The sequence below is a fragment of the Clostridium sp. J1101437_171009_A5 genome, from assembly GCF_015547905.1.
GTDB classification, from domain to species: Bacteria; Bacillota; Clostridia; order Oscillospirales; family Oscillospiraceae; genus Pseudoflavonifractor_A; species Pseudoflavonifractor_A gallinarum.
In genome coordinates this window covers 228,838-241,980 of sequence record NZ_JADMVY010000004.1, presented here as the reverse complement: position 1 = coordinate 241,980, position 13,143 = coordinate 228,838, and the positions used below count along the sequence as shown (strand labels likewise).

Here is a 13,143-nt window from a genome sequence, read left to right as displayed (position 1 = left end):
GCCTGATATTCAGCCTTTATTTGTTGTCAGCAGCCCGTTTCACGGTCTGCCTTTTGTGTCCTTGTCCATAATGTTTCCGTGTAAAACCCTACCTGCAAGTAGTTTCGCCCTAACCGGCTCATGTCCTTGACGATGACCGTACCCACTTTCCCGGCTTCAATGTCCGCAAGCATGGCTTGAAATCCGGGCCGCTGGAAGTTCGCGCCGGAAAAACCGTCGTCGGTGTACCAGCGCAGATTGGTAAAGCCGTTCTGTTTTGCGTAGGTTTCGAGTATCCTTTTTTGGTTCGATATGGAATTACTCTCGCCTTGCAATTCATCCTCGTGGGACAATCTCGGATAAAGGGCGGTAATGAGGTTTTGGGTGGCTTGTCTTAACATAAAATCCTCCGTTTCCGACAGCCAGCCCCACTATTCCGTGGTTTCATTGTACCACGGAACGGCGGGGGCTGTACAGCGGCAAAAGCGTTAAATTTGCTTCTTTACAGCTTTTCAATTTTCCGATTTTTATGGTATGGGTTGTCGTCCCATATTTGCAGTAGAAAAGTTCATAACTCCGTGGTATACTCTGATTTAACAAAAAAATCAGAAGTTAAAGGAGAAAACATGAAGTATACAATAGATGAATTAACCGCGGCCAAAAGGCAAATTGATTCAACTCTGCACAAGCTAAGAGAAACAGTAAAAACATTTGAATCAAAGGATAATTCCGAGCGTTATAAATCACAAATCACATTGGCAAAGAGAAGAATAAAAGCCTTTGAAATTGCAAATTATTTTATAGAGAATGAGATTAAGAATTGCTAAAGCACTTCCGATTTTCGTTCCAGCGGTCATGCTCCCTGGCATGGCCGCTTTTCCATGCCCCGGTTCACGCCGGATAAGTCGGCTCCTGTGTAGCAGCGGCTTCCGCTTCCAGTACCCGCGCCATTTTGTCGGCGGCTGTGGTTGTGGTGTCTTTCTTGAAATAGCCGGACACGACAAGGACGGAATTGCCCATGCGGATTTCCGTCACACAGTCAGGGCGGCGGGTGGTGCGGGTGTCGTGCTGCTTGTTATCTGCCATAGGCAATACTCCTTTCAGTCGGTAATCAGTTTCTTCATGCTCTCCATTTTCCGCTTGGCGGTTTCCTGCCGGAAGTTGTCGCCGGTAAAGCGTACCGGGACGCACATGGAAAGCAGGCGGTCATAAATCCGGGAATGGGCGGTGTCCTCCGGGTTGTGCAGGTCGTCCAGCGTAAGGTTGGTCGTGACGATCAGCGGCTTGCCGCTGCGGTAACGGCTGTCAATCACATTGAACACCTGTTCCAGCCCGTATTCCGTCCCGCGTTCCATGCCGAAGTCGTCAAGGATCAGCAGCGGATAACGACAAAGGCGGGAAATGTACTCGTTGCGCCCCTCAAAGCTGGCGGCAAGGTCATTGAGGATAAGAGCAAAGTTCGTCATGCGGACGGGGATTTCTTTCTCCATGAGGGCGTTTGCGATACAGCCTGCAAGGTAGCTTTTGCCGGTGCCTACGCCGCCCCAGAACAGGCAGCCGATATTGTCTGTCCGCATATCTTCCCAATGCTCCACATACCGGCGGGCAAGCCCGGTCTGCGGGTTCCTGCCGTTGTCGTTCTCGAAAGTCCAGTCCCGCATGGTGGGGTCGGTAAAGCCCCGGCGTTTCAGTTCTTCCACGGTGTCAAGGTGTCTGCGCCGCTTTTCGGCGGCTTCCCGTTCCTCGCGGGCGGTTCTCTGGCAGTCGCACTCTGCCGGGTGGCGGTCGCGCCCGAAGATAGCGGCCTTATCCGGCGCAAAATAGGCTTCTTTCGGCTTGCGGCACTTGCCGCAGTACAGTAAACCGTCCTCGCCGGTGTAGTCCTCCGGCTCCGGGATGGTGGTCGTCATATTCTCCAAAACCGCGTTGATTTCATTCTTCATAAACTCTCGCCCTCCTTGCATGAGTAGTCTGGTATGCCCTTTTTAGGGGCTTCCTTTTTGTCGTTCCCCGCCCATATCCGCAGGGCGGCGGCATAGTTCTGGTAGCTTTTCCCGTTGGCGGCAAGGTAGCGGCTCATTTCCTCGATGAACCGTTCCAGCCTGTCAGGGTACTCTGCCTGCAACTCGTCGTATTCGGTCTGTGACAGAAAAATATTTCCATATCGGCCATAGGGCGCGGACGGCCCCCCACTCACTCCCTTTGTTTGGCTCTCTGTAAGGTTGTTTATAGTAGTTTGGTTAGGGGACGGTTTTCCGACCATCATAAGGTCGGTTTTCTGACCATCAGTAGGACGGTTTTCCGGCTCTATGAGGGGCGGACTTCCGGCCATCAGTTGGTCTGAAAACTGTACCTGTGGCACTGGCGGTACTTTGACATAAAGCCGGTTCGGTGCGGAGAAGCCGCCCCGTTCCCGTTCCAACAGCCCCGCCGTGTCCAGTTCATTAAGCGCCCCCTTGATGGTGGTGCTGCCTTTATCCAGTATTTCTGCTATCTCCGCGATGGGATAGATAATATAAATCCTGCCCTCGTCGTCCAGCCACTTGTTTTTCTGGGAGAGGGTGGAACGGTCTAACAGCAGCGAATACAGCAGCTTGGCGGTCTGTGAAATCTCCATTTTCAGCAGGAAACGGGGATACGGCAGATAGGCGGGCAGCCGCGTGTCTGCCCTGATATAATCAGCGATAGGATCACCTCCCTGTGTTCGGGTTGATTTTGGCGTATTGTCACGCATTAAAACGCCGTTTCCGGGGGAAAAGGATAAATGTATCGCGTACCCTTTAGGTCAGTTTACAAGGAACTACACGCAGACCGTGAAACGGGCTGCTGACAACAAACGGCGCTATGCTCCCGGCTGGGTGCATAGCACCTGTTTGTTGCGGGGGTTTCCAAAGGGGGCAGCGCCCCATTTGGCACACGACTTTGCGGAGCAAAGTGTAGTGTGTTATACGCTCTGTCGGCGTTGCCCTGAAAATACCGTTGCCGCCGGGGAGGGCAAGGGCATTTGACGCGGCAGGAAAGCAGGGCTTTGTTTGGGGCTGGTAAGCCGGAAACAAAGGGCTGATTTCAGCAGCAGACAGGGCGTATTATGAAAGCCCCCGTCCCTCGTCCTCCGCCCCCGGCCTATGGGACAAAAAGTCCCAAAGCTCTGGACACCGTGACCAGATGTGTGGCCACACTCCGGGAAAAGTAGCAGGACGGCAGGAAACCGTCAAGGCTGAAATGAATGGGCTGACGCCCGGCCTTGACCGTTCCCCGCCGCCCCGCTGGATGGGTGGACAAGGTGGCCAATCCCTAAAAGTGTTTGGCCGCACTCGTTCATTTTGGGGCCTTTCTTCTCCCAAAATTGAAATGGGCGGGAAAGCCCTAAAATGGCTTTCCCGCCTTGATTACCCATTAGCAAAGACGGGCGAGACTGTCAACGGCGGCGCTGAAAGCGCCGTTCATCTTGACCGTTGACTGGCTCGCCTGGCTTTGCTACTGCCCGTAAGAGATGGAAAAACAAGATGGAAAACAAGGTTAAAAATGGTTGACAAGTCTATCGGATGTGTGTTATACTGTGCGACAGTTTGAGATTGGAAGGAGGCTTACGTGTGTTAATTTGTGTACGCTAATAAGCAATAAAAAGTAGAAGTACCTTTCCACATGATGGTGGGCTTTTTTTGCGTGCGTATGCAAAGGAACACGTAGGTTTGACACGAGCAGTCTTTGAACTGTATCGTGGTGTTTTTTCGTGCTTTGTTGTTATGCAGGCGTCTGCCCTCTCTGTGGGACAACGCCTGCTTTTTATTGCAGAAACAAAGGAACAATGCAATAAAAAAGGAGGTTCGCATTATGACCCAAAACAACAATTCATGGAGAAAAACTTATTTTACACTTCTTGCCGGACAAGCAATATCCTTTATTAGCAGCGGTATTTTGCAAATGGCCATTATCTTTTATTTGGTTGCGAAAACTAATTCTGCAATCATATTGACGGCGGCAACACTGATTGGATTTTTGCCGCAAGCCTGTTTAGGCCCGTTTGCAGGTGCTTTTGTTGACCGGCACAGCCGTAAAAGCGTAATGATTGGTGCGGATTTGATAATTGCCGCCGCTGGCGGTATTCTGGCGCTGGTGGCGTTTTACATGGAATTGCCCGTATGGTCTATTATGGTTGTCCTGTTAATCCGAAGTGCGGGAACTGCTTTTCATTCTCCAGCATTCAGCGCAGCAACACCTATGATTGTGCCAAAAGAGGAACTTACAAAATGCGCTGGTTACACGCAGACCATGCAAGCAGTAAGTGCGATTATCAGTCCAGCTGCCGCAGCGTTTTTATATGCTGTTTGGCCTCTTAATGCAATTATATTGTTAGATATTGTGGGTGCAATCCTTGCCTGTGTGACTGTTGCGATTTCGTCCATACCAACGCCTGAACTATGTCCAGAAACGAAAAGACAACAGTTTTTACAGGATATGAAAGAGGGGTATGTGGTATTAAAGCAAAACAGGGGCCTCTTTGCTCTGCTCTGGATTGGTGTAATTTATATGTTCTTTTATATGCCAATCAGTACGCTTTTTCCTCTCATCTGTATGTCATACTTCAAAGGAACACCGGCCCATGCCTCTGCCGCTGAAATTGCTTTTGCGGTTGGTATGCTGCTTGGCGGAGTCATTCTGAGCATTTGGGGCGGTTTTAAGAAACGGCGGTACACCATCGGTCTTTCCGTTCTCCTGATGGGCGTTAGCAATATGCTCTCCGGGCTTTTGCCGCCAGACGCATTTCTTGTCTTTGTTGTGTGCTGTACTGTTATGGGAATTTCCGCTCCATTTTACGGTGTGCAAAATGCGATTTTTCAAGAAACGGTCAAACCAGAATATCTGGGGAGAGTTTTTTCTCTACTGACAAGCGCCGCTTCCCTCGCCATGCCGTTTGGCCTTGTCATTTCCGGGCCTCTGGCGGAGCGGCTGGGAGTTGAGAAATGGTTTGTCATTTGCGGAATTGGCATTATCATCGTTGCGCTTGCCGTATTTTTACTACCCGGTTTGAGAGAGATTGACAATACGCAATAATCAACTGCACCTTTTTCTATTACTAAACAAAATGCCTGGATGGTGGTTCTGAAAAACCAGAACCGCCGTTCAGGCATTTTTTATCTTCGTCCTCTCTGCGGTTTTGGATTCTTCAGCAAGTCGGATTTTTCCGCAATCTTTTTCAGCCACTTCCGTTCTTCTACTGACAGCTTCCTAAAATTCAGCTTGAGCCGTTTGCAGATAAACGCCAAGTACGCTTGTTCCGTGTCGCTGTCCTGGCTGACGATTTCACCAGCAGTTTCCAGCATTTCTTTTAGCGGGTTATCCTCTGGGACGCTGAAAAAATCGTCCTTGTGTGTTTCCCGCAGAGCAAGGGCAATCCCGTTTATGTCCCGTTGTATCACATAGCGGCAAAACTCGTCCTCATCAATATGGGCGGTGATAAGCTGTCTTAACTGCGTATCACTCATGCCAGGATTATGCTTTTTTATAACAGTTGCGCTCATCGTGTCCACTATGGCGTTTGCACCCTGCGCCTGTTTCAGTGCCGTTCCGTTCACATAGATTTCAAGGTCAGCCATCAGCCGGGGGAAATCCGGGTGCGCCGCCAGCTCACACAGCAGGGTATTGTCTATCCTCCCGCTTTTCAGCAGGTCAATCATTTCATCACTCAAACGCAGGTCTGCAAGATCGGCGTTTGGGTGATTTTTCATTTCAGACAGCCCCAGCAGATAATCAGCGGTCACACCGTAAAACTTCGCCAGCCGGATAAGGGCATAGTGGCTGATGTCCTTGAAGTCTTCCGTTTCGTAACTGCCCAGCGCAGACTTGGAAAGCCCGGTCTGCTCCGCAAGCTGCCCCAGCGTCAAGCCACGCTCCACACGTAGGTCTTTTAATCGCTCTTGTATGGATAAAGACATATTCACCCTCCTTGCTAGCTCAACGAAAGAGAAGCCGTTATGCTATGTACTATGCTCATAGCATAACGGCATAGGCATTTACAGTTTTATTTTACCATTTGCTACATCTTCACGAAATTTATCAACAAGCTTCGCTGTCAGCTTGGATTTACCGTAGTGTTCAAGTACAAAAGTACGATAACTTTTTCCATCTACAAGCACATCACTTTTTCTGGTCAACAACCAATTTCCGTTACCTCCTCCCTGTTCTCTAATATTCCAGTCTTTCCCATATCTTTTATAGATTTCATCTTTTTTACCTTGAACAGACATTGATTCGCTTGGAATATAAACAATTTGCATAATAGCTCCTCCTTTATTTTGTGCAAGAAGACCAGAAACCTGAATTTGTCTTTTATCTTTTTTTGATTATATCACAAATCCGAGAGCGTGGAAATAGGGAGTTTTTCAGGCTGATTTCCTACCTCTTGGATATACGGCACAGGCGGTCAAAAAGGTGTAGACTTGGGATAGTTCATCGATGGACAAGCACCTTGGAAACAGAACACGCCAAAGAAAACGGAGGGACGCATGAGCAAAAGACCCTATCAACACCTGCCGCCGCTGGAACACAGGCCGGACGGCTCCCCCTACCGCATAACCCCGCCCCAGAAGAGACGAGCCAGCGGCCTGATACGCCGGGAGTGCTGCAACTGCGAGGACGGAAACTGCCTTGCGCTGGACGATGGCGACACCTGCGCCTGTCCGCAGATGATTTCGTTCTCCGTCTGCTGCAAGTGGTTCCGCTGGGCGGTCTTGCCGCTGGACAGGACGCTGGAAGCGGAGATTTACCGGGACAGGGACTTGAAACGCTGTGCGGAGTGCGGCGGTGTGTTCGTCCCGAAGTCCAACCGGGGCAAATACTGCCCGGACTGCGCCGCCAGAGTTCACAGGCGGCAGAAAACAGAAAGTGAACGGAAAAGGAGGTCTGCTGTGGACAGTTAAGAGCGGGAAAAGCCTTGATTTGCAAGGCTCCGCAAGCCCTCAACCGGGGCGGCTGGTATCATTTATCATTCGCCCCGGAAAACGGGCCTCTAACCGTCCACAAAACACGCTATGACAAACACGATTTATATTCACCAGCCGGAAAAGGCGTTCAGTTTCACCCGGCTCCCCAATTTCCTTTTTGAAGCACCCACATTCCAGCCCTTGAGCAACGAAGCGAAGGTGCTGTATGCCTTTGTCCTGCGCCGGGCGGAGTTGTCCCGGAAGAACGGCTGGGCGGACGAGTACGGGCGGGTCTACCTGTACTACCCCATCTGCGAGGTGGTCGCTTTGCTCCGCTGCGGGCGGCAGAAAGCGGTCAACACCCTGCGGGAGTTGCAGTATGCGGGGCTGGTGGAAATCCAGAAACAGGGCTGTGGAAAACCCAACCGCATTTACCCGAAATCCTATGAAGCGGTTCCAAACACCGACTTCAAGAAATCCGGTTATGGTACGCCGGAGGGCTGAAAACCGTACTTGGCGAGTACGAAAATCAATCCTCTTGAAGTACGGAAATCTGACGGTATATAGAAATACAGAGATTAAAACCATCTATTTACATTCATTCCATTCCAATCCTATCAGAGATATTTTCGGCGGGAAAACCCGCCGGAAAGGAATGGAATGGGGAAAGGAGTTCAATGGCACAACACGCAATTTTGCGATTTGAGAAGCACAAGGGCCACCCGGCGGGGCCGCTGGAAGCCCACCATGAACGGAAAAAGGAGCAGTACGCCAGCAACCCGGACATTGACACCAGCCGGAGCAAGTACAATTTCCACATCGTCAAGCCGGATGGCCGCTACTACCATTTCATTCAGAGCCGCATCGAGCAGGCCAGATGCCGCACCCGCAAGGACAGCACTCGGTTTGTGGACACGCTGATTACCGCCAGCCCGGAGTTTTTCAAGGGCAAGTCCCCAAAGGAGATAGCGGCCTACTTCCAGAGGGCGGCGGACTTCCTCATTGACCGGGTGGGCCGGGAGAACATCGTTTCGGCTATGGTACACATGGATGAAAAAACGCCCCATCTGCACTTGGTCTTTGTGCCGCTGACAAAGGACAACCGCCTGTGCGCCAAAGAAATTATCGGCAACCGGGCCAATCTGACGAAGTGGCAGGACGATTTTCACGCCTGTATGGTGGAGCAGTACCCCGACCTGGAGCGTGGGGAAAGCGCCAGCAAGACGGGCCGGAAGCATATCCCCACCCGGCTGTTCAAACAGGCGGTCAACCTCTCCAAACAGGCGAGGGCCATTGAAGCGGTTCTCTCCGGCATTACCCCGCTGAACGCCGGAAAGAAGAAAGAGGAAGCCCTCTCCATGCTGAAAAAGTGGTTTCCGCAGATGGAGAACTTCTCCGGGCAACTGAAAAAATACAAGGTCACAATCAATGACTTGTTAGCGGAAAATGAAAAGCTGGAAGTCAGGGCAAAGGCCAGCGAAAAAGGCAAGATGAATGACACGATGGAACGGGCGAAGTTAAAAAGCGAACTGGACGATATGCGGCGGCTGGTTGACCGTATCCCGCCGGAGATTTTAGCGGAACTGAAACGGCAACAGCGGCAGCATGGAAAGGAAAGGTGATCTTATAAGTAATATCAGATACAAAAAGGAAATCGAAATCGTGACTTTTCAGGGAAAGGAAATCACACTGGAAAATCTCTCCCCGGTGTTCACGCCGGAACAGGAAGCAGCCAAACGCCGGGAACTGGAACAGCAGCTTTATGAGGTGTTCCGCAAGTACGCCGACAAGCGGGAGAGTGAGGAAGCCGGGACATAAGGTTTTCCAAACCCATCATTGATTTGCGGGGCTGCTGGCGGTATAATAGAACTGTCAGCAGCTCCGTTTCTTTTTTAAGAAAAGGAGCGACAATATGAACAATCGGATAGACGCAATCTATGCAAGACAATCGGTAGACAAAAAGGACAGCATTTCCATTGAAAGCCAGATTGAATTTTGCAAATACGAGTTGAAAGGCGGTAACTGCAAGGAATACACAGACAAAGGGTACAGCGGCAAGAACACAGACCGTCCGAAGTTTCAAGAACTGGTGCGGGACATCAAGCGGGGCTTGATTGCAAAGGTCGTGGTTTACAAGCTCGACCGTATCAGCCGTTCCATTCTGGACTTTGCCAACATGATGGAGCTGTTCCAGCAGTACAATGTGGAGTTTGTGTCCTCTACGGAAAAGTTTGATACCTCCACGCCGATGGGACGGGCCATGCTGAATATCTGTATCGTGTTCGCCCAGCTTGAACGGGAAACGATACAGAAGCGGGTAACGGACGCTTACTACTCCCGCAGTCAGCGGGGCTTTAAGATGGGCGGGAAAGCCCCTTACGGCTTCCATACGGAGCCTATCAAGATGGACGGTATCAACACAAAGAAGCTGGTGGTAAACCCGGAGGAAGCGGCCAATATCCGGCTGATGTTTGAGATGTACGCCCAGCCCACAACTTCCTACGGGGACATTACCCGGTACTTTGCCGAACAGGGGATTTTGTTCCATGGCAAAGAGCTGATACGCCCCACGCTGGCGCAGATGTTACGCAATCCTGTCTATGTGCAGGCAGACCTTGATGTGTACGAATTTTTCAAAAGTCAAGGTACAGTCATTGTCAATGACGTTGCCGATTTTACGGGCATGAACGGCTGCTATCTGTATCAAGGGCGAGATGTAAAGGCCAGCAAGAAAAACGACTTAAAAGACCAAATGCTGGTACTGGCTCCCCATGAGGGTATCGTCCCCTCCGACACCTGGCTGACCTGCCGCAAGAAGCTGATGAACAACATGAAAATCCAGTCTGCCCGGAAAGCCACCCACACATGGCTGGCAGGAAAAATCAAGTGCGGGAATTGCGGGTATGCTCTTATGAGTATCTACAATCCCTCCGGCAAACAGTATCTCCGCTGCACGAAACGGCTGGACAATAAAAGCTGTCCTGGCTGTGGGAAAATCATCACTTCGGAACTGGAAGCGGTTGTTTATCAGCAGATGGTAAAGAAGCTGGCAAGCTACAAGACGCTGACAGGAAAAAAGAAAGCGGCAAAGGCAAACCCGAAAATCACCGCCCTGCAAGTGGAACTTGCCCATGTAGACAGCGAGATTGAAAAGCTGGTGGACAGTCTGACGGGGGCAAACAATGTCCTGTTCTCCTATGTGAATGTGAAGATAGCGGAACTGGACGGGCGCAAGCAGGAACTTCTGGCAAGGATAGCGGAGTTGACTGTGGAGGCCATCAGCCCGGAACAGGTCAGCCAGATTTCCGGCTACCTCGATACCTGGGAGAATGTATCTTTTGATGACAAGCGGCGTGTGGTGGATTTGATGATCACCACCATAGCCGCCACAAGCGACAGCTTGAACATCACATGGAAAATCTGACTGGCGGCACCCCTCCCGTCAGATACCTACCCTGTGTAGTCCCTTGTAAACTGTACTTTGACACCCACGAAAAAAGCCTTGATTTATGCGGGTTTGAAAGGCTCTAAAGCGTGACATCTCTGCCTTTGTTTCCGCTTTCTCTCGGCGGCTTTGATTTTCTTCATGCGCCCGGCGCAGTCGGGGCAGTATTTTCCCCGGTTGGATTTGGGGACAAAGGCCGCCCCGCAGACGGCACACCGTTTCCGGCTTCCCCGGCACAAGAGGGCTGCGGCCAGCTCCCCGTCAAGGGGCAGGACAGCCACACGGAACCAGTGGCACATGAGGGAAAAGGAAATGCTCTGGACGCACACGCAAGGCTCCCCGTCGTCCAATAGCAGGCAGTTCCCCTCATCGTAGTTACAGCACTCATGTACCAGCCGCCGCGCCCGCCGGTGCTGGCGGTAGTCCATGTGGGGCAGGTTATCGCTCATGGCTCTGCTCCTTTCTGCGGTGCGGCTCGTCCCGGCGCAAAATCTGGTCGATGTTCCGCTTGACGGTCTGCAACTCCTTGAACCGCTGTTTCTGTTCGTGATAGGTGTTATACAGGCCGTCTTTCTCGGAGATAAGCTGCTCGATCTCGGCCTGCAACGCTTTCCGGGCGGGCAGCTTGGTAATGCCATGCGCCTTGAAATACCGGGCTGCTGCGTCGGCTATGATAAAATCGCTCTCATGGGCCTGCCGGTATGCGGCGCGGGCTTTCTCGGATTTCTGTGCCCGCAGCCCGTCGCGGGCGGCCTTGGTCTGGGCGTAGGCCAACACCTGCCGCTGCAACTTCTTTTTCCCTTGCAGCTTCGTTTCCAGTGCTTTCAGTTCGCCGCTGGTCTGGCGCATTTTCTGATAGGCGGTGTCAACGGCGGCTTCTAACTGCTCCGGGGAAGTAAAGCCGTATTGCTGGTAGACGGACAGCGTTTTGGCGGCCTGCTTCAGATTGTGTATCTTCGCCCAGCGTTCATAGCCCCGGCCTTTGCCCTCGGCCATTTTCTGCTCAATGTCCACAAGCCGCTGCACTCCGTCCTGTTTCGGGGCGGCTATCTCGGCTCTGGCAACCTGCAAGCGGTCTTTTATGGTGCGTGGGGGATCGGGGGATCTGGCTGGCGCTTCGGCTGCTCTGGCGGCGTTTTGCTCTAAAACGGCAAAGACAGCGGCGCGGTCAAAATCGTCGCCCAGCTTCCGGGCGGTAATTGGCTTTGTCCTGTCCGGCGTGAGGTAGGAAAGCCGCCCCCGGCTCTCCTTGACGGTCACACCCTCCTGCAGCAACAGAGAGGAAAACTCGTCAAAGCTGGCGGCGGTGGCAAGGGCTTTCCGTAGGGTCTGCCGCAGCTTCTCCTTGTTCGTTTCAAACTTGGTCTGCCGGGGCGTGATACTATCGGCAATCATGGGGGCGTTCTGCTTGTCCAGCGCGGCCTGTCCCTTTTTCTGCGCCCAATACTCCCGGTCGGTGACGCGGTTCTTGCTGCCGTTCAAGAGGTCGATTTGATAAAGCCCCTCCCGGTGGCACATCTCCATGACTTCGGATTTGAAGTAGCGCAGGGCAGCGTCGGTACATCGGTGCTTGCAGCCGACTTTCGTATCGGCCGGCCTGTCCATGTAGGGCAGGAACGGCACTTCCTCAATCCGCAGGCTGTTTATGACGATATGCACATGAATGTTGCCGCTGTGGTTATGCCCGTCCGGGTGGGTGCAGACAAGGGCCTGGTGGCCGGGAAAATGCTCTTTACAGAATTGTTCCCCCAACGCCTGCGCCCGGTCTACGGTCAGGCCGTTGTCCGGCCCGTCCCGCGGGTCAAAGCTGATGATGTAGTGGTGGCTTTTCACATCTTCCCGCCGCTGGTTTTTCTGATAGCGGAGATTGGCCCGCATACACGCAACGGCAAAATCCTCCCCGTCGCAGTTCAGCGTGGACAGCCGGTAGTCCTCGCGGGGGATAAGCCTGCCGGTTTCATCAAGGACGGGCTTCATGGTAAACTCGTCATGCTCAAAGAGAAGATATTGCTCGGCGGCTCCGTAGTCGGCGTTTTTAGAGTTGATATGCTTGAGTGTTGCCAACCGCGTCACCTACTTTCTTGAGGACTTCATACTTGAGGACGGCAAGGTCGGATATGGCGGCGCGTACCTCGCCGGAAAGGGTGTTGTAGGGTACGCCGTATTCGTTCAGATACCGGGCAATCTGATTGAGGTTGCCGCCGATCCTGCCGTACTCGGCTGTCAGCTTCCCGACAGCGGAAAGCAACTCGTCATTGACCGACGACACATGGACAACCGGGCGTATGGTCGCCCGCCGTATCGCCTGCCGGAGAAATTCGGACTGGCTGATACCATAGGGCGCAAGCCGCGCTGTGAAGTCGGCATACTCATCTTCGGACAGCCGGGTTTTCACAACGCGGCTGCGGTGGGGCGTGTTGTATTTCTTTCGCATGGTGTGACCTCCTTTCTCGCCCGTAAGGGCGCATGAGCAGGGTTTGGGGAAGGCACTCCCCAACAAGTTTCCCGCGAGGGGCAAAACTGCAGAATTGCGGATTTTGGCACCGTGGTAGAAACTTGCTCTCCGTGACTGCAAACTTTCTCTCACTTCCGTCCGCCACTTTTTTGGAAAACTGCAACCACAAAAGTTTGTTTCTCTTTTTCTGCTACTACTAATCCTGTAAAGGGCATTCCTGCCCGCTTTCGCTAAAATGACACCGGACGCAGTGGTTTCTACCCGGTGTTGGAGAAATCCTTTCTCTTTGCCCTCTACTACGGGTAAATGCTCCAAATGCCAAACACCAGGGCAGAAAAATT

16 protein-coding genes and 1 pseudogene are annotated in these 13,143 nt (G+C 52.2%); 8 read left to right on the top strand and 9 right to left on the bottom strand.

The window, feature by feature from the left end:
* Nucleotides 1-65: 65 nt before the first annotated feature.
* Nucleotides 66-380, bottom strand: a pseudogene (locus tag I2C21_RS08325) (recombinase family protein); the annotation flags it as partial.
* A 225-nt stretch (nt 381-605) separates the two neighbouring features.
* Between I2C21_RS08325 and I2C21_RS08320 the strand changes: the two are divergent.
* Nucleotides 606-806 (top strand): hypothetical protein, encoded by a 201-nt coding sequence (locus I2C21_RS08320; protein WP_002596235.1) that lies wholly within the window; start codon nt 606-608, stop codon nt 804-806.
* Nucleotides 807-870: 64 nt separating this feature from the next.
* Here I2C21_RS08320 and I2C21_RS08315 read toward each other — a convergent pair whose 3' ends face one another.
* The 3 genes from I2C21_RS08315 to I2C21_RS08305 are packed head-to-tail and all read right to left on the bottom strand — an operon-like array spanning nt 871 to nt 2,713.
* Nucleotides 871-1,065 (bottom strand): transposon-encoded TnpW family protein, encoded by a 195-nt coding sequence (locus tag I2C21_RS08315; protein ID WP_002596234.1) that lies wholly within the window; start codon nt 1,063-1,065, stop codon nt 871-873.
* Nucleotides 1,066-1,079: 14 nt separating this feature from the next.
* The gene (locus I2C21_RS08310) at nt 1,080-1,922 is read right to left on the bottom strand and encodes an ATP-binding protein (protein ID WP_002596233.1); all 843 of its coding nucleotides are present in this window, start codon (nt 1,920-1,922) and stop codon (nt 1,080-1,082) included.
* Nucleotides 1,919-2,713: a replication initiator protein A gene (locus I2C21_RS08305; protein WP_006356266.1), complete on the bottom strand. Its 795-nt coding sequence runs from the start codon at nt 2,711-2,713 to the stop codon at nt 1,919-1,921. The genes I2C21_RS08310 and I2C21_RS08305 overlap by 4 nt, the downstream gene beginning before the upstream one ends.
* A gap of 488 nt (nt 2,714-3,201) precedes the next feature.
* On the opposite strand from I2C21_RS08305, the gene I2C21_RS08300 reads away from it, so the two are divergent.
* On the top strand, nt 3,202-3,438 hold the full coding sequence (locus I2C21_RS08300; protein WP_014080336.1) for a hypothetical protein: 237 nt from the start codon (nt 3,202-3,204) through the stop codon (nt 3,436-3,438).
* A gap of 375 nt (nt 3,439-3,813) precedes the next feature.
* Nucleotides 3,814-5,034 carry a Mef(A)/Tet(V) family efflux MFS transporter gene (locus tag I2C21_RS08295; protein ID WP_002584949.1) on the top strand — a complete coding sequence of 407 codons (1,221 nt, stop codon included), beginning with the start codon at nt 3,814-3,816 and terminating at the stop codon, nt 5,032-5,034.
* An 80-nt stretch (nt 5,035-5,114) separates the two neighbouring features.
* Here I2C21_RS08295 and I2C21_RS08290 read toward each other — a convergent pair whose 3' ends face one another.
* Together I2C21_RS08290 and I2C21_RS08285 are read right to left on the bottom strand one after the other, a co-directional pair.
* Nucleotides 5,115-5,915 carry a helix-turn-helix domain-containing protein gene (locus I2C21_RS08290; RefSeq protein WP_002575858.1) on the bottom strand — a complete coding sequence of 267 codons (801 nt, stop codon included), beginning with the start codon at nt 5,913-5,915 and terminating at the stop codon, nt 5,115-5,117.
* A gap of 78 nt (nt 5,916-5,993) precedes the next feature.
* Nucleotides 5,994-6,257, bottom strand: a complete 264-nt coding sequence (locus I2C21_RS08285) for a hypothetical protein (RefSeq protein ID WP_002575859.1) — start codon at nt 6,255-6,257, stop codon at nt 5,994-5,996.
* A gap of 228 nt (nt 6,258-6,485) precedes the next feature.
* Here I2C21_RS08285 and I2C21_RS08280 point away from each other — a divergent pair, with 228 nt between their 5' ends.
* The 5 genes from I2C21_RS08280 (at nt 6,486) to I2C21_RS08260 (ending at nt 10,326) form a co-directional block, all read left to right on the top strand.
* A complete protein-coding gene (locus I2C21_RS08280; RefSeq protein WP_002575860.1) occupies nt 6,486-6,899 on the top strand; it encodes a cysteine-rich VLP domain-containing protein in 414 nt (137 codons plus the stop codon).
* Between the two features lie 111 nt (nt 6,900-7,010).
* Nucleotides 7,011-7,406 carry a replication initiator protein A gene (locus tag I2C21_RS08275; protein ID WP_002575861.1) on the top strand — a complete coding sequence of 132 codons (396 nt, stop codon included), beginning with the start codon at nt 7,011-7,013 and terminating at the stop codon, nt 7,404-7,406.
* A gap of 173 nt (nt 7,407-7,579) precedes the next feature.
* On the top strand, nt 7,580-8,524 hold the full coding sequence (gene mobV, locus I2C21_RS08270) for a MobV family relaxase (protein ID WP_002575862.1): 945 nt from the start codon (nt 7,580-7,582) through the stop codon (nt 8,522-8,524).
* A gap of 4 nt (nt 8,525-8,528) precedes the next feature.
* Nucleotides 8,529-8,720 carry a hypothetical protein gene (locus tag I2C21_RS08265; protein ID WP_321118048.1) on the top strand — a complete coding sequence of 64 codons (192 nt, stop codon included), beginning with the start codon at nt 8,529-8,531 and terminating at the stop codon, nt 8,718-8,720.
* Nucleotides 8,721-8,814: 94 nt separating this feature from the next.
* On the top strand, nt 8,815-10,326 hold the full coding sequence (locus I2C21_RS08260) for a recombinase family protein (protein WP_002575864.1): 1,512 nt from the start codon (nt 8,815-8,817) through the stop codon (nt 10,324-10,326).
* Between the two features lie 83 nt (nt 10,327-10,409).
* Here I2C21_RS08260 and I2C21_RS08255 read toward each other — a convergent pair whose 3' ends face one another.
* From I2C21_RS08255 to I2C21_RS08245, 3 genes are read right to left on the bottom strand one after another with little or no spacing between them, the layout of a single operon-like run.
* Nucleotides 10,410-10,796 (bottom strand): cysteine-rich VLP domain-containing protein, encoded by a 387-nt coding sequence (locus I2C21_RS08255; protein WP_002596231.1) that lies wholly within the window; start codon nt 10,794-10,796, stop codon nt 10,410-10,412.
* The gene (locus I2C21_RS08250; RefSeq protein WP_002596230.1) at nt 10,786-12,411 is read right to left on the bottom strand and encodes a relaxase/mobilization nuclease domain-containing protein; all 1,626 of its coding nucleotides are present in this window, start codon (nt 12,409-12,411) and stop codon (nt 10,786-10,788) included. Before I2C21_RS08250 ends, I2C21_RS08255 begins: the two co-directional genes overlap by 11 nt.
* Nucleotides 12,383-12,781, bottom strand: coding sequence for a plasmid mobilization protein (locus I2C21_RS08245; RefSeq protein ID WP_002596229.1), 399 nt, complete (start codon nt 12,779-12,781; stop codon nt 12,383-12,385). The genes I2C21_RS08250 and I2C21_RS08245 overlap by 29 nt, the downstream gene beginning before the upstream one ends.
* Nucleotides 12,782-13,143: the final 362 nt, after the last annotated feature.

Coding starts and splice junctions, on each gene's coding strand:
- I2C21_RS08320 (WP_002596235.1), top strand. CDS start 606: ATGAAGTATACAATAGATGAATTAACCGCGGCCAAAAGGCAAATTGAT.
- I2C21_RS08315 (WP_002596234.1), bottom strand. CDS start 1,065: ATGGCAGATAACAAGCAGCACGACACCCGCACCACCCGCCGCCCTGAC.
- I2C21_RS08310 (WP_002596233.1), bottom strand. CDS start 1,922: ATGAAGAATGAAATCAACGCGGTTTTGGAGAATATGACGACCACCATC.
- I2C21_RS08305 (WP_006356266.1), bottom strand. CDS start 2,713: ATGCGTGACAATACGCCAAAATCAACCCGAACACAGGGAGGTGATCCT.
- I2C21_RS08300 (WP_014080336.1), top strand. CDS start 3,202: ATGAATGGGCTGACGCCCGGCCTTGACCGTTCCCCGCCGCCCCGCTGG.
- I2C21_RS08295 (WP_002584949.1), top strand. CDS start 3,814: ATGACCCAAAACAACAATTCATGGAGAAAAACTTATTTTACACTTCTT.
- I2C21_RS08290 (WP_002575858.1), bottom strand. CDS start 5,915: ATGTCTTTATCCATACAAGAGCGATTAAAAGACCTACGTGTGGAGCGT.
- I2C21_RS08285 (WP_002575859.1), bottom strand. CDS start 6,257: ATGCAAATTGTTTATATTCCAAGCGAATCAATGTCTGTTCAAGGTAAA.
- I2C21_RS08280 (WP_002575860.1), top strand. CDS start 6,486: ATGAGCAAAAGACCCTATCAACACCTGCCGCCGCTGGAACACAGGCCG.
- I2C21_RS08275 (WP_002575861.1), top strand. CDS start 7,011: ATGACAAACACGATTTATATTCACCAGCCGGAAAAGGCGTTCAGTTTC.
- mobV (WP_002575862.1), top strand. CDS start 7,580: ATGGCACAACACGCAATTTTGCGATTTGAGAAGCACAAGGGCCACCCG.
- I2C21_RS08260 (WP_002575864.1), top strand. CDS start 8,815: ATGAACAATCGGATAGACGCAATCTATGCAAGACAATCGGTAGACAAA.
- I2C21_RS08255 (WP_002596231.1), bottom strand. CDS start 10,796: ATGAGCGATAACCTGCCCCACATGGACTACCGCCAGCACCGGCGGGCG.
- I2C21_RS08245 (WP_002596229.1), bottom strand. CDS start 12,781: ATGCGAAAGAAATACAACACGCCCCACCGCAGCCGCGTTGTGAAAACC.